This window comes from Sphaerospermopsis torques-reginae ITEP-024, from assembly GCF_019598945.1.
Taxonomy (GTDB): Bacteria; Cyanobacteriota; Cyanobacteriia; order Cyanobacteriales; family Nostocaceae; genus Sphaerospermopsis.
In genome coordinates this window covers 2,301,503-2,323,626 of record NZ_CP080598.1, presented here as the reverse complement: position 1 = coordinate 2,323,626, position 22,124 = coordinate 2,301,503, and the positions used below count along the sequence as shown (strand labels likewise).

General features: G+C 35.9%; 15 protein-coding genes. 3 read left to right on the top strand and 12 right to left on the bottom strand.

All coding sequences use genetic code 11. The annotated features are described in order from the left end of the window. Positions 1–50: 50 nt before the first annotated feature. Positions 51–1,208: a glycosyltransferase family 4 protein gene (locus tag K2F26_RS10855; protein WP_220611473.1), complete on the bottom strand. Its 1,158-nt coding sequence runs from the start codon at positions 1,206–1,208 to the stop codon at positions 51–53. Positions 1,209–1,248: 40 nt separating this feature from the next. Further along, entirely contained in the window at positions 1,249–2,427 is a 1,179-nt protein-coding gene (locus tag K2F26_RS10850; RefSeq protein WP_220611472.1) for a glycosyltransferase family 4 protein, read from the bottom strand. A gap of 603 nt (positions 2,428–3,030) precedes the next feature. On the opposite strand from K2F26_RS10850, the gene K2F26_RS10845 reads away from it, so the two are divergent. The 3 genes from K2F26_RS10845 to K2F26_RS10835 all read left to right on the top strand — a co-directional run bounded on the left by K2F26_RS10845 (position 3,031) and on the right by K2F26_RS10835 (position 7,595). Then, a complete protein-coding gene (locus tag K2F26_RS10845) occupies positions 3,031–5,277 on the top strand; it encodes an NHL repeat-containing protein (protein WP_220611471.1) in 2,247 nt (748 codons plus the stop codon). 335 nt (positions 5,278–5,612) lie between these two features. Next, positions 5,613–6,389: a PIG-L deacetylase family protein gene (locus K2F26_RS10840; protein WP_220611470.1), complete on the top strand. Its 777-nt coding sequence runs from the start codon at positions 5,613–5,615 to the stop codon at positions 6,387–6,389. A gap of 93 nt (positions 6,390–6,482) precedes the next feature. After that, entirely contained in the window at positions 6,483–7,595 is a 1,113-nt protein-coding gene (locus K2F26_RS10835) for a glycosyltransferase family 4 protein (protein WP_220611469.1), read from the top strand. 80 nt (positions 7,596–7,675) lie between these two features. On the opposite strand, the gene K2F26_RS10830 is transcribed toward K2F26_RS10835, so the two are convergent. The 10 genes from K2F26_RS10830 to K2F26_RS10785 all read right to left on the bottom strand — a co-directional run bounded on the left by K2F26_RS10830 (position 7,676) and on the right by K2F26_RS10785 (position 21,973). After that, complete coding sequence (locus K2F26_RS10830; RefSeq protein WP_220611468.1) at positions 7,676–8,554, bottom strand: aspartoacylase; 879 nt, start codon at positions 8,552–8,554, stop codon at positions 7,676–7,678. 243 nt (positions 8,555–8,797) lie between these two features. Further along, complete coding sequence (locus K2F26_RS10825; protein WP_220611467.1) at positions 8,798–10,231, bottom strand: O-antigen ligase domain-containing protein; 1,434 nt, start codon at positions 10,229–10,231, stop codon at positions 8,798–8,800. 77 nt (positions 10,232–10,308) lie between these two features. Next, complete coding sequence (locus K2F26_RS10820; RefSeq protein ID WP_220611466.1) at positions 10,309–11,241, bottom strand: glycosyltransferase family 2 protein; 933 nt, start codon at positions 11,239–11,241, stop codon at positions 10,309–10,311. Further along, positions 11,159–12,358 carry a glycosyltransferase family 4 protein gene (locus tag K2F26_RS10815; protein WP_220611465.1) on the bottom strand — a complete coding sequence of 400 codons (1,200 nt, stop codon included), beginning with the start codon at positions 12,356–12,358 and terminating at the stop codon, positions 11,159–11,161. The genes K2F26_RS10820 and K2F26_RS10815 overlap by 83 nt, the downstream gene beginning before the upstream one ends. 30 nt (positions 12,359–12,388) lie before the next feature. After that, on the bottom strand, positions 12,389–13,375 hold the full coding sequence (locus K2F26_RS10810; protein WP_220611464.1) for a glycosyltransferase family 2 protein: 987 nt from the start codon (positions 13,373–13,375) through the stop codon (positions 12,389–12,391). Next, complete coding sequence (locus K2F26_RS10805; RefSeq protein WP_246605580.1) at positions 13,338–14,561, bottom strand: glycosyltransferase family 4 protein; 1,224 nt, start codon at positions 14,559–14,561, stop codon at positions 13,338–13,340. Before K2F26_RS10805 ends, K2F26_RS10810 begins: the two co-directional genes overlap by 38 nt. Before the next feature lie 8 nt (positions 14,562–14,569). Then, complete coding sequence (locus K2F26_RS10800) at positions 14,570–15,751, bottom strand: glycosyltransferase family 4 protein (RefSeq protein WP_220611463.1); 1,182 nt, start codon at positions 15,749–15,751, stop codon at positions 14,570–14,572. A 122-nt stretch (positions 15,752–15,873) separates the two neighbouring features. Then, the gene (gene hepA / locus K2F26_RS10795; RefSeq protein ID WP_220611462.1) at positions 15,874–17,730 is read right to left on the bottom strand and encodes a heterocyst formation ABC transporter subunit HepA; all 1,857 of its coding nucleotides are present in this window, start codon (positions 17,728–17,730) and stop codon (positions 15,874–15,876) included. Between the two features lie 207 nt (positions 17,731–17,937). Continuing rightward, a complete protein-coding gene (gene hepC, locus K2F26_RS10790; protein WP_220611461.1) occupies positions 17,938–18,657 on the bottom strand; it encodes a heterocyst development glycosyltransferase HepC in 720 nt (239 codons plus the stop codon). Between the two features lie 1,084 nt (positions 18,658–19,741). After that, positions 19,742–21,973 (bottom strand): GumC family protein, encoded by a 2,232-nt coding sequence (locus tag K2F26_RS10785; protein WP_220611460.1) that lies wholly within the window; start codon positions 21,971–21,973, stop codon positions 19,742–19,744. Positions 21,974–22,124 lie beyond the last annotated feature (151 nt).

Below are 22,124 nucleotides of genomic sequence, written 5' to 3'. Positions count from 1 at the left end.
GAGACGCAGAGAACGCAGAGAAAAGCCAAAAATTCTGATTTTGGTTGTGATTATGTTGTTAATAGTTCTTGAATTTTTTGATGAATTTTTTGATGAATTTGCTGATTAATAATATTCACATCAAAACGTTGACTAGCACTAATTCTAGCATCATTAGCGATATTTTGCATCAAGTCTTTTTCCTGAACACAATTATTAATTACCTGTGCTAATTCCTGGGGGTTATTTGGTGTAACTAAAAAACCATTGATCCCATCTTCAACTAATTCTATTGCACCCCCAGCTTTAGCAGCAACCACAGGTTTACCGCACAGCATTGCTTCAACAATAACTCTCCCAAAAGGTTCAGGTGCAATTGATGTATGTGCCACTAAATCACAAGCTGACATTAATTGCGGAATATCATCACGAAAACCTAAAAATTTAACTCGGTTTTCTAAATTTAAAGCTTGTACTTTTTGGTGTAATTCTTGTACATATTCATCCTCACCAAATAAAGCATCACCGACTAAAATAACATGAACATTTTCTGGACATTCTGCCAAAGCATCAATTAAAATATGCTGTCCTTTCCAGGGAGAAATACGGCTAAAATGTCCCACGACAAATTTATCCTCTAATCCCAAATTTAGCCTTAATTGTTGAGGTTCATTTTCAGAAACTTGATAATTTTTAATAGTAAAACCATTATAGACAACTTCTACAAAATCAGCTTTTCCCCCAGCTTGGATAAATGCAGTTTTACTAGCTTGAGAATTAGCAATTACTAAAGATGCAAAACGATTAATTAAAGTAATAGCAACCCAGAGATTAGTGTTACTAAAATGTTCTAAAGATAGAATATCATGTAAATGATAAACCAAAGGACGACGTGCTAAAAAACTCGCTATTGCACCGACAACTAAAGCTTTTTGAGTATTAGCGTAAATTAAATCATATTCCCTAGCGCGTTGAACTACTTTATTAATTAAAGGTGTGAGTTGTCCTAAACTAGCTAATGCTGTAAATAAACTACTTTGCTTTTTAACATTAATAGCTTGAGTTGCTAAAACTTCCACAGGAATATGATTAATTTCCAGTAACTTTCTAAAATCACCATCTGCAAATAAACCAACTAAACAAGTATCAGCAAAGGGTTTAGCAATATCTAACAAACATAACTCAGCACCACCAGGTTTACCACTTTGATCTAAAAATAAAACCTTCATTATCATTTCCCCTCATCTGCGTTTATCTGCGTTTAATTTATCAATTTTTATCAGCTAAAATAACTTGTCTTACTTGTTGAGAAATATGATTCCAATCATAATTTTGTACTGCATAATTACGACAGTCTTCTCTAGAAGGTGAAATGATTTTTCTTAACATTGCTTGTTCTAATTTATCAGCAATACTATCAACAGTGATTGAATCAGTAATTAAAGCTGGTGCAAAACCCTGTAAAATTTCTGGCATTCCCCCTACCGGTGTACATAAAACCGGAGTACCACAGGCTAAAGATTCCACAATTGCTAAACCAAAACCTTCAAAAGATTGACTAGGCATTACTGTTAAATTAGCAGCTTGGTAAGCAATTGGTAACTGTTCATCTGGCAAAAAACCTAAGAATTTAACATTGTTTTCTAGTCCTAGTTCTATCACCTGTTGTTGTAGTAAATTTTGAATATGTCCACGTCCAGCAATAGCTAACCAAATATCAGGAATTGTGGGTTTAATTATGGCTATTGCTTGTAATAACTTATCAATTCCCATGCGATAAACTAGACGACGAGAGGTAAATAATATTGGTCGATCCGTTGGCCACCCTAGTTGTTTTCTAGCTGCGAGACGAGATAGATTATATTGGAAGTGATTGATGTCTACTCCACCGGGGATAATATGAATTTTATCCCAGGGAACTTGATATTGTTGATGTAAAATATTACCAAAAGCTTGGCTGAGAACAATAAAGCGATCGCACCGATTATAAGTATTTTTTTCTATCAACTGCTTCTTCATCCAAATACTGAGGTTTTTATTTACTTCTTCTTCCTTACTTTCTGAAGCCCAAGGACCATGAAAATTAAAAGTAATTGGTACTTCTTTCGGTAAAAGATCCAAAATCGGAAAGCTATATAATGCGAAATGTAAATTAATTGCATCAGGTTGATATAACCTAGTTTTTTGGAAGTTAGTCCGAATAGACCATAATCTTTTCCAAATTTGACTATCTGGAGATGCTAAATTATTTAACTTAATATTTGACTTAATGAGTGTATTTTTGTCATCTGGTAAACCTACTCCACATAATTCTATGCGGTCTTTATTTATAGCTAATTTTTGAGTTAGTTCATAAATATACCTTTCTAATCCTCCTGGTGTTTTGGGAAACCAACCTGTTCCCAAGGTGAGGATAGACGCAGAAGCTAATTCCTGAGTTGTTGTCATACCTTCCACCTAATTATCTCCTTAACTTCCTCACAAAATGAAACCTATTTAATAGGTAAGTCTGAAACGATACAATTAATGCTCACAATCATCAATTAACAAACCTTTAGTTTAATCCGGTTAAAAATTTGTAAATCAGGTAGTTTTTGAATAAATTATTTTTATATATCGAGTTTCCTGAATACAGGAAGTCTTGGGATTTTGTACTTAGTAAAATTATTACTGTGATTATTAATATCATTAATATATATTAAATCCGCACCTTTGATAATTAAATATTTTTTCAAGCTTTGTATCTATCTACAGAATTAGGTTTTGATGAATCCTGTATTATAATTAACAAGTTCCGAAAGGAAGATAAATTATTTTTCAGAAAAATCAGAATATTGGCAGATGAGAAAATATCAAAAATATATTTTTTTGATAAAGTTCTGATGAAATTACCTAAAATGCAACATTTATTTGTTAGTTTATTGATATTTAGTACCAATGATGTTTCTGTGTCTTTTCTCCGCTACGGTTTTTAGAAAAGGAACAAGATATCAAAAAGCAAAAGCATAATTTAGCAACTCATTTTTGCCAATATGCAGCCATAGCAATTTTATGAAAAACAGATTCACTTCACAAATTCAAAAAATTCAACAACAGCTAATTCAAGTTATTAATAATGTAGTTAGGAGTAGGTACTGGCGACAAAATATAGCTGTCAAAATTTTACTGTGTTTCACTTGTAGCTTAATTGTCATCTTTGCGGGAATGACAATGGAAAAAGCCACAACTCAAACAGCCACAGCACCAGTATTTACTTATCAAACATCTTGGCTTGGTAATACTATTGGTAAGGGAGAACTAAGGGTACAAAACTATATAGAGGCGATGTATGTTACAGGAAATGGACTGGTTTACACTAACAGTATTTGGGATGAAGCTGGCATGGAAGCAGCTATTTATAAAGATGGTAAAGTCATAGGTTTCCTGGAAGATTTGCATGGTTGGTATCGTCTTGGTGGGAAAGCGGTTACAGCCAATAACAAATATATTTATGTTGCTATGAGACAGGGAGGAATGAGTAGTAAAAAAGAAGGTTATCCTTCTGAGGGTAAAACTTGGTACTGTGTGAGACGCTATGATTTAACGGGAAAACCTGCACCTTTTCCTGGGGGAAATGGTTGGGATAAAAGTATGTTAATTATCAGTGACAAAAGCGAAGTTACTGGTTTAGCAATGGTAGATAATAAGTTATTTGTGAGTAATGCTGATGCCAACATTGTGCATATTTTAAATACAGAAACAATGCAAGAAATGGGTAAATTTAGCGTTACCAATCCGGGAGGAATAGCCGTTGATCCACGAGGAAATTTATGGATTATTCAAAATAAAAAAGGTAACACAGCAGCTAAAATAGTTAATTATGATCAAAGTGGTAAAAAATTACCCCAACAAATTGTAGATGTGGTTGATCCTAGAGCGATCGCCATTTCTAAACCAATAAACAAACAAGAGAGATTATTAGTAGCAGAAAATGGCATCCGGCAACAGGTACTCATTTACAACATCAAAAACCAACCTGTCCAGGTAGGAACTTTCGGAACTAAAAATGGAATTTATAGTGGTGTTCCTGGAGAAGTTCAAGACTTAAAACTTTATGGTATTACAGGCGTAGGTGCAGACAGCGCCGGCAATTTCTATATCAACAATAATGGCTTTAATAATTCAGGAACAGATTTAAGAAAATTCTCCCCATCGGGAAAACTGCAATGGCAATTACTTGGTTTGATCTTTGTTGATAATGCCGATACTGATCCTAAAAGTGATGGTGTTAATCTTTTCACCAAACAAGAAGAATATTGGATGGATTACAGTAAACCAGCAGGTAAACAGTGGACATATAAAGCTTATACTTTAAATCCTTTCAAATATCCTCAAGATCCGCGTCTACATACATCTCCAGATGCTCCTATTTTCCGTCGTATTCAAGGAAAGCCTTTTTTATTCCTGACAGATATGTATAGCAGTTTTCTACAAATTTATCGGTTTCAACCAAATACAGATGGTGAAATTGCAATTCCTGCCGCAATGTTTGTTAAAACTAATGTGGATAGTCCAGGAATAAAAGGAATAAAAGCTAATTGGCCACCATATCAACCAGCCAAAGGAGAATGGATTTGGCGAGATAAAAATGGTAATGGTGCATTTGATCAAAATGAATATGATAGGAGTGAAGATTATCCCTATTTAGGAGGTTGGTGGGTAGATACAAAAGGCGATGTTTGGAAAGCTTTGCGAACGGAAGATGGTATTCGCCATTATCCTTTACAGGGATTAGATAGTAAAGGAAATCCGATTTATAACTATCGTTCCATGCAAAAGGAAAAGACTCCTAGCTTCTTTAAAGATTTGCGAAGAATTGAATATTTTCCCGAAACAGATACGATGTATTTGTCAGGTTTTACTGCTGAACATCCTTCCATTGGTGATGAAGCTAAAGTTGTCGGCTCAGAAATTGCCAGATTTGATAATTGGAGTAAAGGAAATCGCACTCCTAAATGGCGAACTGTCATTCCTTATGACACCACTGGTAAACGAGAAATTGCTACCGCCGCTATGAGTGTAGCAGGAGATTATGTATTTACAGTGACATCTAAAACTGCGGAGGTTAATATCTATAATGCCACTACAGGCAAACTTGTCAAAAAATTTAGTCCAGGTCCAGAAGTTGGTGGAGAAAGTGGTTGGGTGGATATTCCCCACGGTATCCGCGCTTTTCGTCGTCGTAATGGTGAATATTTAGTGTTTGTGGAAGAAAATTGGAAAGGAAAAGTGATTATTTATCGTTTACCAATTTCCTAAAAATTAGGTTATCCAACTTATTGGATTAAGTGTAAAAATCTAGCATTTAGGATTAAGTATGGGTTTAGCAATGCTAAACCCGTACATGAGTCAGAATATTTGATTATTGACAATCAAATAATGATTGTTAATGTGAACAAATAAAATTTTTTGGTGTGCTGATTCATGGACATTTTAATCTTCATAATTAGAGAACAAATTTACAAAATCAATAAATCTAGCTGATTTTATTTAAATATGATGATAATTAAGGTTTTGTCCTTTGACATGATTTTCAATGCTTGAGACTCTGTTAAGAGAATAAACGAAAATAAAAGTAGAGGAAGTAAAAAAATATGGTAAAAACAACCTTGATGGAATTACAAAAATTAATTCCCAGCAATTTATTAAATACAGTCCAATATATTCATGCTAGTTTACTTGCAAAATTTATTTTAGGTTGGGGAAGTGAACAGTTTCAATTTAGTGAAGCTTCTGCAATGGTTTTTTCTCCCCATCAAGATGATGAAACTTTAGGTTGTGGTGGGATGATCGCTCGCAAACGGGAACAAGGAATAAAAGTAGCCGTCACTTTTTTAACCGATGGACGGGGTTCACATGGTGCAGATACAAATATTCAAAATCAAATCATTCAAATTCGTAAACAAGAGTCTTTAGAAGCATTAGATATTTTGGGTGTTTCTCCTTCAGAAATTCACTTTTTGGATAAAAAAGATGGCAGTTTACCAGATTTAAATACTGAAGAAAAACAACAAACCATTGCACAGATTTCCGAACTGTTAAAAAGTTATCAACCAGGAGAAGTTTATGTTCCACACCGTAAAGATTGTCATAGAGATCATGAAGCTACATATTACTTAGTTAAAGAGGCGATCGCCCAAAGTGGAATTAAAGTCCAACTCCTACAGTATCCTATTTGGGCATTTTGGAGAGCGCCCTTATTTATCCTCTTAAAATTCAATGATATTAAGTCAGCATATCGCTTATCAATTACCTCAGTCCAAGAAAAGAAAAAAAGAGCGATCGCAGCCTATCCTTCCCAAATGCAAACCCTACCACCCGGCTTTATAAAACGATTTTTATCTTCAGAGGAAATTTTCTTTCATAGTTAATTTTCATGTATTGAATCAAAAGCTAAAAGCTAAAATTTCAACATTTTTTGCATGATGAAATTTTTATTAAAAAATTGCCGTGGAGAAAAATAAATGCGAATACTACACATTACGAACCATATCCAAAAAATCGGTAACGGAATTGTCAATGTCGCAGTAGACTTAGCTTGTTTACAATCAAAACAAGGTTTTAAAGTTGCTGTCGCCTCAGCAGGTGGAGAATACGAAAAATTATTAGCAAATCATGGAATTGAGCATTTTCAACTCAATCAATCACGTACACCATTAAACATCATTAAAGCCGCCTGGCGTTATCGAGAAATTATCAAAGAATTTCAACCAGATATTGTTCATGCCCACATGATGACAGGAGTTGTACTGGCAGGAATTTTGAGAAATAATCATGAATATAGTTTAGTTTCCACTGTACATAATGAATTTCAACGTAGTGCAGTATTAATGGGATTAGCAGATCGGGTAATTGCAGTTAGTCATGCAGTAGCTGATTCTATGATTCGTCGTGGTATTCCCGCCGAAAAATTAAGAGTAGTTGCTAACGGTACTTTAGGCAGTCCTCGACATAGAAAAATCCAAGATTATCAACCTAAAAAATTACATCATCCAGCGATTACTACAGTCGCAGGAATGTATACTAGAAAAGGTATTGGTGAGTTAATTGCAGCCTTCCAACTTATTGCTCAAGATTTTCCTCAAGCCCATCTTTATTTAGTAGGAGAAGGTCCTGATCGTGCGATATTTGAGAGCATGGTTAAAAACTGCGGTAAACTACGCAAACAAATTCATTTTGAAGGTTTCCAACCAGAACCCCAACGATATATGTTATCCACAGATATCTTTGTTCTCGCCTCACATTGTGAATCATTTGGTTTAGTTTTAACAGAAGCACGAGAAGCCGGTTGTGCCATTGTCGCTAGTGATGTAGATGGCATTCCTGAAACGTTAGATCATCGTCAAGCTGGTATTCTTATTCCACCCAAAGATAGCCAAACATTGGCTAATACCTTAGCACAATTACTCAAAGATCCTCAACAATTACAAAGCTGGAAATTACGCGCCCAGCAAAATCTAGAAAGATTTAGTGCCATGCGAGTAAGTGAGGAAACATTGGCTGTATACCGTGAGTTAACTAGACAATATGCCGTCATCAACCCAATACAAATTAAAGAATTAGTAGTAGGTAAATAGGTAAGCATTCAGCCATCGGTTTCCGTCAGCTATGTACCTGGAATATCCATTCATCTACCTTACCTATTCCCTATTTATTGCTATATATTAATAACTTCCTTTTGACTAAAATACATAGCAATTCCTTTCTCATAATAAGCAGCTTCATTGATAAAGAGAGGATACACAATAGACTCTCCCTCATAGAAAATTGCTTCACCTTCAAAAGTGAGGAAAATTGGATCACCGGGATGAAGAGGTTGATAATCTCTAAATTGAAGTTGGGGGTGAATCATAGCTTTAATTTCCCCATCTTCATTTCTAGGATAATCAACCGCACAAATAGATTGATAAATTGTCAGGGTGTGACTATTTTGTGGAATTTTACCTTGGTTACATTGTTCAAAATAGTCCAACACAGCATAAATTAGTTGCTCTGTTTGTTGAAACAATTCCGCATTTAAAATACCTTGAGCTACAGCACCAACTTCTATAGCTAAACCTAATTCACTTAAAGAACGGAGAAAACCACTGTTTTTAGGTTGCTGATGAATATAGACTTTTACTAAAGGATTAATTGCACTCAGATGAGCCGCCAAATGCAATAACAGGGGGTGCATATTACCTAAAATAATACATAATCCCATGTTGGCTGTAGTCGTATGTAAATCAATAATTGCATTCACACAATCTTGGTTTTGTGGTTGCAAAATTGCTTGAATTTCCTTAGCCCTTAATTCTTCATAAATAGAAATTTTGTCATCAGGTAAATTGTCTCCAGTAAAGCAACGATTTAAATCTTTATCAATGTATCTGCTCCCACTGGCAATAGCTTTAGGATTACCGAATAATGACAAAGTTTCAAAACTTGATCTCTGAATTAAACCTGGATATTTATGGAACTTTTTGATTAAATAAACTCCAATTAATTCATTACCGTGACTGCCTCCAACAATTGCCACACGATTGATTTGATTCATAATTACCTCATACATACAAAAGATGAAATTACCAAAAAGCAGCTAGATTATAATTAATTCAGCAAAAAATAAATTAGTTAAAAATCAGCATTTTTTAATAAAACATAAAAATGATTATATAGCATGACGCGATTAAATTCCCGACTTCTCTAAGAAATCGGGAATTTTGCTTGCTATTTACACGAGAAACTTTGTGTTGTCTCCTTTGCTTACTGTTCAAGTTCTCAATCCTAATCAAATTAACTACATCCTCATTCCTTGCTGCTGATAGTATTTATGTGCTGCCATAGCCATAGCCAAAAAACCCCACATAATCATACCTCCTATACTTAACATCCCACTATAGATAATTAACTGAGCGCAGGAACTGATACTAATAGCACGAGCAGCACTAACAAAACTATCAAACTTTCCTTCAGTATAGTTACTAACACTAAAAAGCATTAATAACAACCCACCAAGATAAGGTATAGCACCGAACCAACCCAAAGTAAAAAACATATCTAAAATGCCGCTGTCAATCACAATAACTTCAATTTGTCCAGTTTTTTCATTAACTTTCCAGATATTTCCTAAACCATTACCAAGAGCAGTAGAAAGGGCTAAATTGAGATTTCGATCATAAGATTTTGATCTATCCTGAAAACTAGTATCTTTTTCCAGATTAGAAAAACTTTCCAAGCGAGTAGTAACAACTTCAGAGATAGGTTCAATAGTCAGCAATGGTACAACACACATAGCCATTACTAAAATGATCATAATTAAACGCATTTGAATCCGGGCTTTTACCGAACCCAAAATTATAATTATCCCTAACAACCAGCCACCCCAATTAGTACGTACTTGAGAAAGTAAAAATGACAAATACCCAACTGCTGAGGCAGGAAAAATTAACGGACCCGAACTGGTAAATAATAACAACAAACCAGCTTGCATAACTGAGCCAAATGGACCAGTTGAGTGCAGCGTACTCCAAACCCGCATTCCGAAAGGTTCAGGATTACCAGAACTGGTAAACATTTTTGATTCTATGAGCCACAATTTATCCCACTCAGGAGCAACTACAAATTGATATATTCCATAAGCTCCTGTGATTAAAACACACCATAAAAATACCCGCTGAATGTGTTGACGATAACTGGGATAATCTCGCCAATTTATAAATAAATGAAATGCAAAAATAATGGGACTTAACCAGTCTAAAAGTCCGCGGATAACTGGAACTGGTTGATTAAAAATTAATCCCACTAAAAAACCGTAGATAACCCCGATAAAACCTAAAACAAAAGGTAAACCTCCTTGACGAACAGCACCAGGTAAATATTTGATAAAAGTGACAATAGTAACAAGTACCACTAAATAAGGTGCAAGCATCATTTGCCGGGTGGGGTCCCAACCAATTCGATAGTCAACTAACCGAGTTAGGAAGGGTGTGAGAAACCAAATCCACCAAGTAAAACCAATGTAAAGAATGGGATGACGCAAGTATAAAAATACAGCAACTACGAAGGAAGATGCGGGAAAAACTAAGCGTAATAAATTAGCAGCACCTCCAAAATAGCAAGTTGCTGTGAGCAAGATAAAGCCAGCAATGACTATCCAAGCTTGTGCTGATCTTTTTTCTGGGGAATAATTAGTTTGTAAAAAACTATTGAAAAGGATCTGTTTGGAAATCACTTTTTTGGTAATGGGTAATTGGTGATTGGGAAAAATTACGAGTTATCAATTAATTATCAATTATCAATTATCAATTATCAATTATCAATTATCAATTTATTACTTTGCCATGCTTGCCAACGTCCCCGCAAAGAGGCTTGTAATTTTTTAGTGGCAATTATGCCTTGACTGGGTAAAAATCTCAGCCATTGCACTATTCCTAAACTATCCCTAGTGCCGATGAAGATTGCCCAAAATAAAAAGACAATTCGGCGTAAAGGTGATAAATGTTCTAATAAAACAAGGGTTTCATTATGAACTAAGTTAGTAAAGGCAATTTCATTAAAGTTTTCCCGCTGATCTTCATCAAAACGTTGGGCAGGATAGTGATCTACGGCAACGCTAGGATCATAAATAATTTTCCAACCTGCACGTTTGAGAGCTAGGGTAAATGCCATTTCAAAATGTACCTGTGCGCCAGTTCCTCGCATCCGTTGATCAAATCTTAATTTCCCCATTGCTTGGGTGCGAAAACTCATATTCACACCTTTAAGGACATCAACTTCACGGGGTTTTCCTACTCCTAAATGATGGTTGCCAATTACTCGCCCAAACCACTGTACACGCCCTACTTTTGCACAAGAACCGGTTTCTATTTTCTGGCCTTGGTGTATCCAGTCACGTCCACCTACTGCACCGATGCAACCATCGCTTTCAAAGTGGGCAGTGATTTTTTCTAGCCAGTCAGGATGGGGAGCAGCATCATCATCAGTAATGGAAACTATGTCTCCGTTTACTGCTGTAAGTCCGGTGTTGAGAGCAGCTACTACTCCTGGTTTTGTGACTGTGACAATTTGCAATGGTAGGTTGTGGGGCGGAAATTCGCCCAGGAATTGCCAAGTTTCTGTATCTGTATCCCGGACTACCACAATTACCTGATCCACTGGCTTAGTTTGGGCTTGCAGTGCGGTAAGGCAGCGTGATAAGTCCTGGGGACGGCGATAGGTGGGGATGAGAACTGTATTCCTCATTTTGCATTAACTCTGTAAATAAGTCTAAATAGGTTTGTGCCATTATTGACCAGCTATGTTGTTCGGCAATGTTGCGAGCCGCTTTACCCATTTGTTGACGCAGTATATTATCTGTTAATAACAATAAGGCGGCAGATAAAGCATTTATATCATCTGTATCCGGTAAAATAATTCCTGCCTCTGGTGTGACTAATTCTGCACCTCCTGTAGCTGTGGCAGTGATCACAGGTAAACCGGAAGCCATTGCTTCTAATAAAACCAGACTGCAAGCTTCATATCGGGAAGGAAAAACAAAGAAATCTACAGCCCGCATAATTTCGGCTACATCCCTTCGATATCCTAAAAAATGCACTCGTTCACTGATGCCTAAACTATTTGCTAATTCTGGAAAGGGACTACCTTCTGTTTTTCCTACAACTGCTAAATGTAAATTGGGGACTTTTACTAAGGCTTGCAGAATTGAATCTAAGTTTTTTCTAGTTGTGCGAATGTCTCCAGCAAATAAGGCTAAATTGACATTTTCTGGTAAACCCAATTTTTGCCTATGAGAAATACCGGGAGCAAATTCTTGTAAGTCTACACCATTAACAATCACCCGAATTTTCTCACGGGGTACACCAATGTTTACTAATTCATCAGCCACTTTTCCAGATACAGCAATTACAACTTTACTTTCTCGAAATGCCTGTTTTTCAGCATAGGCATTAATGGCAGTGTAAAACCATTGATATAAACCATATAAATCTTGACGATGACGAGAAATATGTACAGGCGATCGCCACCAAGAACTATGGACAAAATGTACGGCATTTACATCACTCGCACTTTTAGTAATTGCACCATTGACTTTAATTAAATCTACTTCATGGCGATGTTTACGTAACCAAGCACCACTTTTTTGAGCAAAGATAAAATTGCGAATAAATTCACTAGGATATCCGTTGACAGGAATTTTTATCCAATTTACTCGGCTATTTTCTGCTAGTTCTGGTGAGATTTCACTGGCTAATAATGTCAGGTGATAGCCACGATTTATGGCTTCTTTAGCCACCTCATAGTTAACTCTTCCTTGACCATCACCTTTTTGAATTTTATGGGTAACAATGCAAAGTTTCACTAATAACCTCTCTAGTTAATTAAATGTTTATTAAACACCCAGTAATTTATGTGTGAATTTGGGAGGTGTAAAACTGAGAGTCAGGGCTATTAAAGTTCGCAAATTAAATTTTTGTCTCTGTAATGCTTGCCAAAAATAAGAACGTGCTGCTGTGGTTTGTTGATCTAGCATCAAGCCAATTCCTAAAGTTGTATGTGCTTCTAACCATAGGTTTCTAAAATGTGAATGAAACTGTTGTAAACGCTTATCTTCCATAAAGGTTTGGTAACAGAAAATTTCACTTTTAGCTTTGCGGATTTTTGCCTGGATATTCCGTCTACCACTCAGCATGGTATCAGTTTGTTCATGTTCTCGATAATATGTTAATTTTTCGGGATAATAGTAAACCCCATATCCTGAAATACAACATAAGTAAGTTATATATAAATCCCACATTCCCCCAACTTCTGAAGGAATACTATCCCAATCAATTAAAGCATTACGAATTACACAAGCTGCTGCTGTAGGTATACTTTTATCAACTAAACCAATTTGTTGGAAATTTTCATGAATTCCATAAGCAATTTTATCACGCTTATAACTGCGGGAATTTTCTTCAGTTGCTGCCGGAATAATTTGACCTTGACCATCAATAATATATTGGTCACAGAAAGCTAAAATCAAATTAGGATTAGTTTCTAGATGTGGTACAAGTTTAGCTAAAAAATCCTGATGCCACATATCATCATCATGGAGACTAGCGACATATTTACCTTGTGCAATTTTAAAGGCATTCATTTGATTATTGAGCATTCCCACATTTTCTGGATGTCGCCAAAATCTGATCCGTGGGTCACAAAAAGATGCAACTAAATTTTCAGGATTTTCAGGACTACAATTATCAGAAACAATAATTTCAATGTTTTGATAAGTTTGGTTAACTGCGCTAGTGATTGCTTGTTTGAGGTATTCTGGTCGGTTATAAGTAGGGATAATCACGCTAATCAGAGGTTCGGATATTTGAATATTTATAGTCATAATTCAGGTTAGTTATTTTTTCATTTATGCTAGTTTTTAAGCTAAAATCAGCGATAGTTTTGGCGTAAATTGTTTCTAATCTCTGAATGTGAATATCCAGAGTAAATTCTTGTTGAAACCAAGCTTGTCCTTGTTCGCCCATGGCTCGACTTTGATGGTAATTTGTAGCTAGTTGGTTGATGGCATCTGCTAATTTTTGTATATGATTAGCTGGTACGAGGATTCCGGTTTTACCATCTTGCACATATTCAGGAATTCCACCAACACCACTAGCAATGATCGGACGATAATGGGCATAAGCTTCTAAAGTGACTAAGCCGGCAGGTTCAGGCCACAGACTAGGAAAAACCACAGCTAAACACTGCTCATAAAGTGTTTTTAGTTTTTCTTTATTACACCAACCATGCCAAGTAATACGATTAGTTAAACCCATTTTTTGGGCTAATTTTTCCATCTTACTTTTTATCCAACCTTCACCTGCAATATCAAGATGAATTTGCGAATTAGTTTTGGCTAAAGCTTTCAGTAACCATTCAATTCCCTTGTCGGGGACAATGCGACCCACAAACAAAATGCGCTGATTTTGATGAATTTCTGGAGTTAAAGATGCTGTGGGATATATAGGTTGTTGGACACCGCAGTGAAGTGTAATTACTTGGTCGGGTGATAAACCATTATTAATAATTTGCTCTCGTACATAATTACTATTAGCAATTACAGGAATGTTGACTTTTTTGGCAGTGCTGAGAAAATTATAGGTATTCCGCAAATTGTCAAACATTTTTTGTGGTCTGCGACTACCACAACCATCTACCAAATGTCCCCAAGCACAACCTAATGGGTGCATATTGCGATCGCATTGTTTTTGGCGATCGGCTAAATATTTTGTACCACTGGGACAGTAGGTACAATGATTATGCAGTGTAAATACTGCTGGACATTCCCCAGTTAATTCTAATAAAAATTCTGGATCATGAAGGTGGAGTAACTTACATTGACTTTGGTCTAAATCCTTAACAGAATTACTATGGTTCTTGATCACTCCATGCATGGGAAAATTGATCAAGGAAGATATGTAAGTTTCCATCCCTCCGTTTCCTCGGATATCAACACCAGAACAGTGATATATTTTTTCCTGATCAGTTATGTTTTCATGTATGGTTAACATGAGTTGTTCTTTTTTCATTGAAATTTTTAGTTGAAAATTGGTGTAATTAAATCTTTTTCTAAAAATATTTCCTTTAATTGATGTTGATAAAGTGCCTGATTATATTGTTGTGAATGTATTCTCGCAACTTTTCCCATTTCTCTTCTGATGGATTCATTTTCTGCTAAAAATCTCAATTGATTAGCCATAGTTTGTACATCTCTAGGAGGAGAAATAAAGCCATTTATGCCATGATTTACCACATCCGCTGCACCACAATTAGAAGTTACAATTGCAGGTAATCCACAAGCCATTGCTTCTAGTGCAACCAAACCAAAACCATCTTCTACAGAAGGTAAAACCAGAACCGAAGATTTACCAAAAACTTCAGTAGGATCATCTTGACTAAAATTCCAAAATTCTTGTTTAATATTGCTATGTTTGTTTAATACTTCTGTCATAAATTGTCTTAATCCACGAGTAGAAGCACCACCAACAATCAATAATTCTGAGTTGGGGATATCAGCTTGTAAAAAAGCCTGAACTAAATAAGGCAATCCTTTTCTGGGTTCAATAGTTCCTACATAAAGCACTCGAAAAACTTGATCATTTTTCACAGTTTGATGAAATCTTTGAGTGTCAACAAAAGGAGTGAGAACCTTAATTTTTTCTGGTGCGAATCCGGCTTGAATAAATGTTTGTTTAGCAACTTCAGATAAAACGATAATTAAATCTGCTTGCTGACATTCTTCAGCAAATCTCTTGAGCATTTGAGGATTCATGGTTGCTACAGTAGGATCAGATAAAAAATCTAATTCTTGCTGAATTTGCTGCTGCATAAAAGGCAGATAATTATTTAAACAATATAACCAAGCTTTTGCACCTTGAGCTTTAGCTGCTTTAAATGCTAAGTTAGTTTGTCCAGCTACTCCCATAATTAAATCACAGGGGTATGATTTTAATTTTTTACTTACCTGTTGATCAAAATATAAGTCACTTAGCAATACAGCCCAATCATTACGACGACGCAAAATGGGGGTACTTAATAATCTTTTACTCCAAGGAGAATTACCTACAGGATATACAGTGAAATCGGTTTTTGGCACTGTTAAGCCACTACAAAATATAGTTAAATCTCCTAGTTTATTTAAACCTAATGCAGCATTCTCTAAACAAACACCTTGTCCACCAGTGCCTAAACTTGTATTACAAGTAAGTGTGATTTTCATAATGGATAATTAAAAGTTGAGGTTGAGCAAACAGCATTGAAAATTTTTAAGTAGTCTTGCACTAGGTTTTGATAACTTAATTCTTTGTGTCAATGAATGAATAGAAAAAAAGATCAAATTTGCTAAATTTTCTCACTAGCAGCCATTTGATACTGCATTTGGTGATATTGCCAAAGCTTACCTTTTTGTTCTAAAAGTTCCTGATATTGACCTTGTTCAACAATTCTTCCCTGTTCTAAAACTACAACTTTATCGGCTTTAGCAATAGTAGAAAGACGGTGAGCGATCGCAATTACAGTTCTACCCACAGAAAGCTTTTCTAATGAATCCTGAATTAATCTTTCAGATACAGAATCTAAAGCACTTGTAGCTTCATCCAAAATCAAAATTTCTGGATTACGTAACAATGCACGAGCAATAGCAAGTCGCTGTCTTTGTCCACCAGATAACCGTACACCTCTATCTCCCAATTCTGTATCAAACCCTTCTGGCATTTCTAAAATAAATTCTTCTGCATTTGCCAGTCGCGCAGCTTCTCGAATTTTTGTCTCTGTTGCTTCTGGTGTACCGTAAGCAATATTATTCCACACAGAAGTATTGAAAATAAAAGTATCCTGGCTAACAACAGCTATCTTGCGACGTAGAGAGTTAATTTCAAATTGCCGCACATCAATTTCATCAACGTAAATATAGCCATCGGTAGGATCATAAAAGCGAGGAATTAAATCGGCAACTGTGGTTTTACCAGCACCAGAAGCACCCACTAACGCTGTCATTTTACCTTTTTCAATTGTTAAGGTAATATCATGCAGCACTTGTTGATTTTGACTATAGCCAAAATTTACAGATACTAAATCAATTGATCTTTTCAAACCTGTAAATTGAATTGTCCCGTTTTCAAAGTAGGTTTTATCCTCTCGTTTCAACAAGTTTTTAATATTGTCGGCCGAACCTTGGAGAGTGCTAAGAAAAGCTCTTGTGCCATTAATATCTTGAATGAACGGTACAAGACGAAACAGTACAAAGAAAAATGTCAACAAAGAACTAACTTGTAAAGTTCCATTCACCACAAAGCTACTAAAAGCCAAAATAATCATACCTATCAGCACAGTGGTAGCTGCACTTTCGGCAATGGGTTTTACTAATGTCCAAATCAGAATAACTTTAGTTGAACTGCTGACTATTTGATTACTAGCTTTGTAGTAACGCTGACGCTCTAATTCCTGAGTACCAGAAGCATGAACCGTGCGAATACCATTAATAAATTCTATGGCTATTGATGTAAAATTACCATTCGCAACTGAAGTACCAAAACTGGATTCTCGCACTCTAGCATTGAGATTTGATAACCCAACAGCTAACAGAGTAAATAATAATATGGCAATTAGGGTTAGCTGCCATGAAAGTAAAAGCATTGTAATGAAGTAGACAACAACTGTCAAACCTCTAGTAAATAAAAATGCTCCACCACTAAAACCCTGTTTAATCTTCTCAATTTCTGTGGTAATGGTGTTCACTATTTCCCCAGAACGAGTGGTACTAAAGTAACTCAGAGACAAAGATTGCAACTGTTCAAAAATTTGTTTTCTTAACCTGTCTCCAAGATATAATTGACAAAATTCAGTGTATATTTGAGAGAAATAGTTAAAAGCAGCACGCATCCACGTACTCAACAAAATCAGACAAGATACACGATATAATCTGCTAATTGCTGAGGTATTAACTCCTAAGATCCACTGGTCAAACCAATCTATTCCTATTTGAATGGGTGCAGCATTAGGATTAGTTAAATTTTGCAAAAATGAGAGTAAGAAGCCAATACTTATACCTTCAAAAGTTGCTGCTAAAAATGTAAAGACTAAGGCAAGTATAGTCACCTTACGAAAGTGTTTAAACTCTCGTAAAATTAAATGATTTTCCTGCCAGAATTTAGTAGTTTTCAGAAAATACCGAAGCGGATTAAAAAAATGAGATTTCATTGATATTATCTAGCAGTATTGCTCTTAATTTACCTGTCTCCGATAAGTACGATGCAACCAATTTTGACTCTAGCTTCAGTGCGGTAATTTCAATCAAAATCTACCGCACTCACAGCTAATAATTATGTCCCTGAAACTGCAAATCCTATAGGCAAATCACAGTGTTTCCACATCCAAATTCACAGGAATATAGTCTTGATTATGTACTCAGCATCTATTAGTAATGACTGATAGCTGATTTAGTTGTTCTGCATTTTCTAAACTCAGGTGGACTGCATCTGTTAAAGCCCAGCAACGAGAGCCAATCAAACTCATATCCCCACGCAGTACATTGAATAACTTAGGTAAATTATCCAGACCATATTTACGCATTAAAACCCCTAAAAACGAGATGTTCTGTTTTCCCCTTGTACAAAACTTGAGCGATTGAAATAGTTTACCCCGCTCACCAATCTGCCACTCATAAGAAAAAATAAATTCTGGGGATTGTAACCACAACAGTATAGTTAATCCCAGCATTAAAGGACTAACCAATAGCAACAAAATTAACGCCAAAAGCCAATCAGTTATTCTTTGGATTACCCTGAATAATTGATAACTTTGTTTTGTGAATTGGTTCATAGATGATGGGCTTATATATATTGGTTTTTGAGCTTTTTTACAAGCATTTGCCCAAAATTTTAATGCAGCATTACCTAGTTGTGGATCTATGGTTACTAAATTAACAGGAGAATGTTTTAAACACTCTACTAATAATTGTTCGTTATCTAGAGCAGGTAAATATGGTTGTTGTAAATTCACAGAAGACTTCACCAATAGCTGACCCATACGCCACTGAAGTGTGCAGTATTGTAATTGATAATTTTTTGGGGACGACTGTGATATGGTGCTGTGTTCTTGTAAACTAGGAACAATTGAAGTTATCATAGGTATTTGCGTTTGTACAGTAGCCAATTACTGACCTGAAAATATGAGTTAACCTTTGTGCAATTCTGTAGATATGAAGATGTACAAAAAGGTAATAATTCAGAAGTTCAGGAGTTCAGGAGTTCAGAAGTTCAGAAGTTCAGGAGTTCAGAATGAAGGATGAAGGACATTTTTCTTTTATCTTCCCTGTTCCTTGTTCCCTGAATCCTTACACAGAAAGCAATAAAAACAGTTAAGCAACAGCAATTAAGATAAATGGAGATTTAGGAAACTTGGGATTTCCTCTAGGTATATGTAGAGTGGAATTACCTTGAATAACGCTCGCTAAATTAATTTAGTTGAAGCTACTTAATAATGTTGTAGCTATCACAGGAATCCTCTAATTTTAGCCTTGTGAATTGTTGTCCTCAATTTCTAGAATATAATAAAAAAAAGAATCAACTAATGATTAAATCAATTCTTTATTGACTCTTTAAATAGATAGGTTTTTTCGCACATAATGTTAAGCTATGATGAATCAAAAATTTTTCGTGTTAAACATCATACATAAATTTTGTAATTTTAAATCTTCCTAATTGGATTAGAAATATAATTACAAGTAGCTCAAACGAAAATAAACTCAGATTCAGATCCCCGACTTCTTAAAGAAGTCGGGGATCTATACACTTTTTATTTGACGATAATTACAAAATTATTTTTGGTATTTTGGGAAAAACCCTCAACTCTCAATTCTTGTCTTTTCATGATAAAAAAAAGGAAAGGGTAAAAGGATTAATTTCCTTACCCATAACCTTTTTCATATTTACCAAGCCAAATTTTGAGTCGAATATTCACAAAGGTAAGCATTCAGCCGTCAGCTATCAGCTATCAGCAAAACTCACAAAAACACAAATTTCAGCCTGTGAATTTATCTACTCAAAGCCTGGTAATCTAGTAAAATTATGATTTTATTAACAACCACTCTACTTACATCTGAAAGCTGTTAGCGTAGCGTGGCATAGCCATTTACTGATTACTGATAGCTGAATACTTACTCACAAAGAAAGTATTGTTGCCACAAAATGGAACCGTGGAAATCATTGAGCTATTTTTCCACAAATTCTTTTAGCACTAATTGTTGTTGTTTGACATAAGGAACATAAGTGCTATCAGAATTAGATACTCCATTAGCCACAACCCCAATCAGATTTAACTTGCTCAACATTGCTGTAGCTTGGGCTAAATGGTTGCGTGTCACTCTACCAATGCTGGCTACCATAACCACACTCCGACAAGATGAGGCTGTGATAATCGCATCTACCATACCGATAACTGAAGGAGCATCTATGAGTACCAAATCATAGTTTTCTTCAAATGCAGCCATCAGTTCCATCATGCGTGGAGAACTTAAAAGATGAGCCGGATCTACAGGTATAGGACCAGCAGTTAAAATGTCGATATAAGATGAACCTGAGTATGAAATTCCGATGTTATGGGGAAGGGGAACATCACTGGCTAATAAAGTTGACAACCCTTGTTCATTAGGAAGATTCAACTGTTTGTGCAAGCTAGGATCTCGTAAGTTAGCATCAATTAAAAGCACCTTTTTGTGTAACCTAGCCGCACTCATAGCTAAACCTAAAGTGAAAGCTGACTTACCTTCATCTGGCAATGCTGATGTCACCATCAAAGATTTTAATTCAGAGACATTGTGGAGAAGTTCGATATTTTTATAAATCAAGTCTAGTGATTCCCAACGTGGTGGAGATTGTAAGACTTGAATTGTCCAAGGGGCAAGAACTTCAGGTTTACCAAAAGGCAATTTGATAATAGATTCTTTCGGTTTAGCTGGTGGCAATTTGGGAGTTGTTCCCAATAAAGGTAGAGCAACTTGTTTTTCTAATTCAGCAGTAGTGTGTACAGAATCATCCGATGCTTCTCGAATAAAGGCTGCAACACCCCCTAAAATAAATCCCACTACTGCGCCCAACAAAAGATTTTGTTTGAGATTTGGTCCTAATTGTATGCCTCTTTGTGGTTCTTCCACCACTTCCCAATTAAAGCCACCTTTGGCAAGTTCTTGGCGCAATTGTTGTTCTGCCCTCAACAATTGTTCCATTCTTTCCCGACTAAATTCTAATTGGGGAAGTATGCGATTGTAATAAGCTAAGAGAGAAGGAAACCTTTTTAGTTGCGCTCTTAGTTCTTTCTCTTTTTCTGCCAAAGTTTGATCACGGGCGCTTAAAGAAACTATATTGGTTTGAGTTTCTACTAATTCACCTGTGAGGTTAAGGTCAATTTCTCCCAGTTGGCCTTGTTCTAGCAGATTGTCTCCAAAACTGAATGCACTGCTAGACTGTCTACCTAAAGTTCTACTAACTTCTTTTTGCAAAAGTTCTTTTTGACTGTTCAATTGTTCTTGGAGCTTCTGCACACCGGGAGTATCATCGGTAAAACGTAAGCGTTCCTGTGCTAAAGCTAGTTCTGTTTTTTGGATTTCGTTGAGTAAGCCTTGATAACGTGTAGACTGACTGAGACGGGAGGAAACCAAGGCATTCTGAGGAGAACGATTCAACTGTTCCTGCAAAGACCTCTGCTTGGCCACAGCTTCTTCATATTGAGAACGAGTTATTTGTCGCTCTTTCTGAATATTATTTAAGGATTCTTCAATTGCTTTGGCCTGCAATTCTGGATTAATTAAATTCTGGTTTCTCCGAAATCGTTGCAAATTGGCTTCCGATGCGTTCACCTCATCATTAGCTTTTCGCAACTGCTCTCTAATAACTTGCAGACCTCTTTTTAAACGTATATCCTGCTGTTGTTTGTTATATTCAACATAAACTTGCCGAATGGCAGTTAGCACTTTTTGCGTTTTTTCTGGATCACCATCACTATAGTCAACTTGAAAAATTTTAGTAGCGATATTATCTTCTGGAGTTTTGATTTGAGTTAAGACTAAGGATTTTTTAACTTCCTCTACTGTGATATTTGGATATTCAGACTTGAGTTTATCAACTGCTTTTTGGATTAGTCCAGAACTCCGCATCAAATTCAATTGTGTCGCAGTATCAACCACAACGTTAGTATCTGTAAACTGACGTTCTACTGGGTCTACTCCTTCTTTTTTGCCTTGATAGTTAGGTTCTACTAACAGTTGCATTGTGCTTTGGAAGGTGGGCTTGGTCTTTAAAGTTATGATTCCTGCCAGTGCCGTAGAACTCAGAAATACTAACACAACCCAGGGCATTCTCCTGAGCAAAACAGCAAACATTTGTCCATAACCTGGTTCTTGATCTGCTACTGGAGTGATCTGGGGATTTAGACTAGTTTGAACCACTTTTATTATCCTTCTGTGGGAGACGCTATGCTTAGTTTGCTACCCTTTATCAATTGATAATTGATAATTGACAATTGACAGTTTTTTCATTTGCTCCAGAGGTAATTGTCAATTGTCTATTGTTAATTTTCCATTGTTTAAGGGTGAAGCT

What these genes read in the sequence shown, in the direction of transcription:
- K2F26_RS10850 (WP_220611472.1), bottom strand. Translation starts at nt 2,427, where the DNA reads ATGACAACAACTCAGGAATTAGCTTCTGCGTCTATCCTCACCTTGGGA.
- K2F26_RS10820 (WP_220611466.1), bottom strand. Translation starts at nt 11,241, where the DNA reads ATGAGGAATACAGTTCTCATCCCCACCTATCGCCGTCCCCAGGACTTA.
- K2F26_RS10845 (WP_220611471.1), top strand. Translation starts at nt 3,031, where the DNA reads ATGAAAAACAGATTCACTTCACAAATTCAAAAAATTCAACAACAGCTA.
- K2F26_RS10835 (WP_220611469.1), top strand. Translation starts at nt 6,483, where the DNA reads ATGCGAATACTACACATTACGAACCATATCCAAAAAATCGGTAACGGA.
- K2F26_RS10840 (WP_220611470.1), top strand. Translation starts at nt 5,613, where the DNA reads ATGGTAAAAACAACCTTGATGGAATTACAAAAATTAATTCCCAGCAAT.
- K2F26_RS10855 (WP_220611473.1), bottom strand. Translation starts at nt 1,208, where the DNA reads ATGAAGGTTTTATTTTTAGATCAAAGTGGTAAACCTGGTGGTGCTGAG.
- hepC (WP_220611461.1), bottom strand. Translation starts at nt 18,657, where the DNA reads ATGATAACTTCAATTGTTCCTAGTTTACAAGAACACAGCACCATATCA.
- K2F26_RS10810 (WP_220611464.1), bottom strand. Translation starts at nt 13,375, where the DNA reads ATGACTATAAATATTCAAATATCCGAACCTCTGATTAGCGTGATTATC.
- hepA (WP_220611462.1), bottom strand. Translation starts at nt 17,730, where the DNA reads ATGAAATCTCATTTTTTTAATCCGCTTCGGTATTTTCTGAAAACTACT.
- K2F26_RS10830 (WP_220611468.1), bottom strand. Translation starts at nt 8,554, where the DNA reads ATGAATCAAATCAATCGTGTGGCAATTGTTGGAGGCAGTCACGGTAAT.
- K2F26_RS10800 (WP_220611463.1), bottom strand. Translation starts at nt 15,751, where the DNA reads ATGAAAATCACACTTACTTGTAATACAAGTTTAGGCACTGGTGGACAA.
- K2F26_RS10805 (WP_246605580.1), bottom strand. Translation starts at nt 14,561, where the DNA reads ATGAAAAAAGAACAACTCATGTTAACCATACATGAAAACATAACTGAT.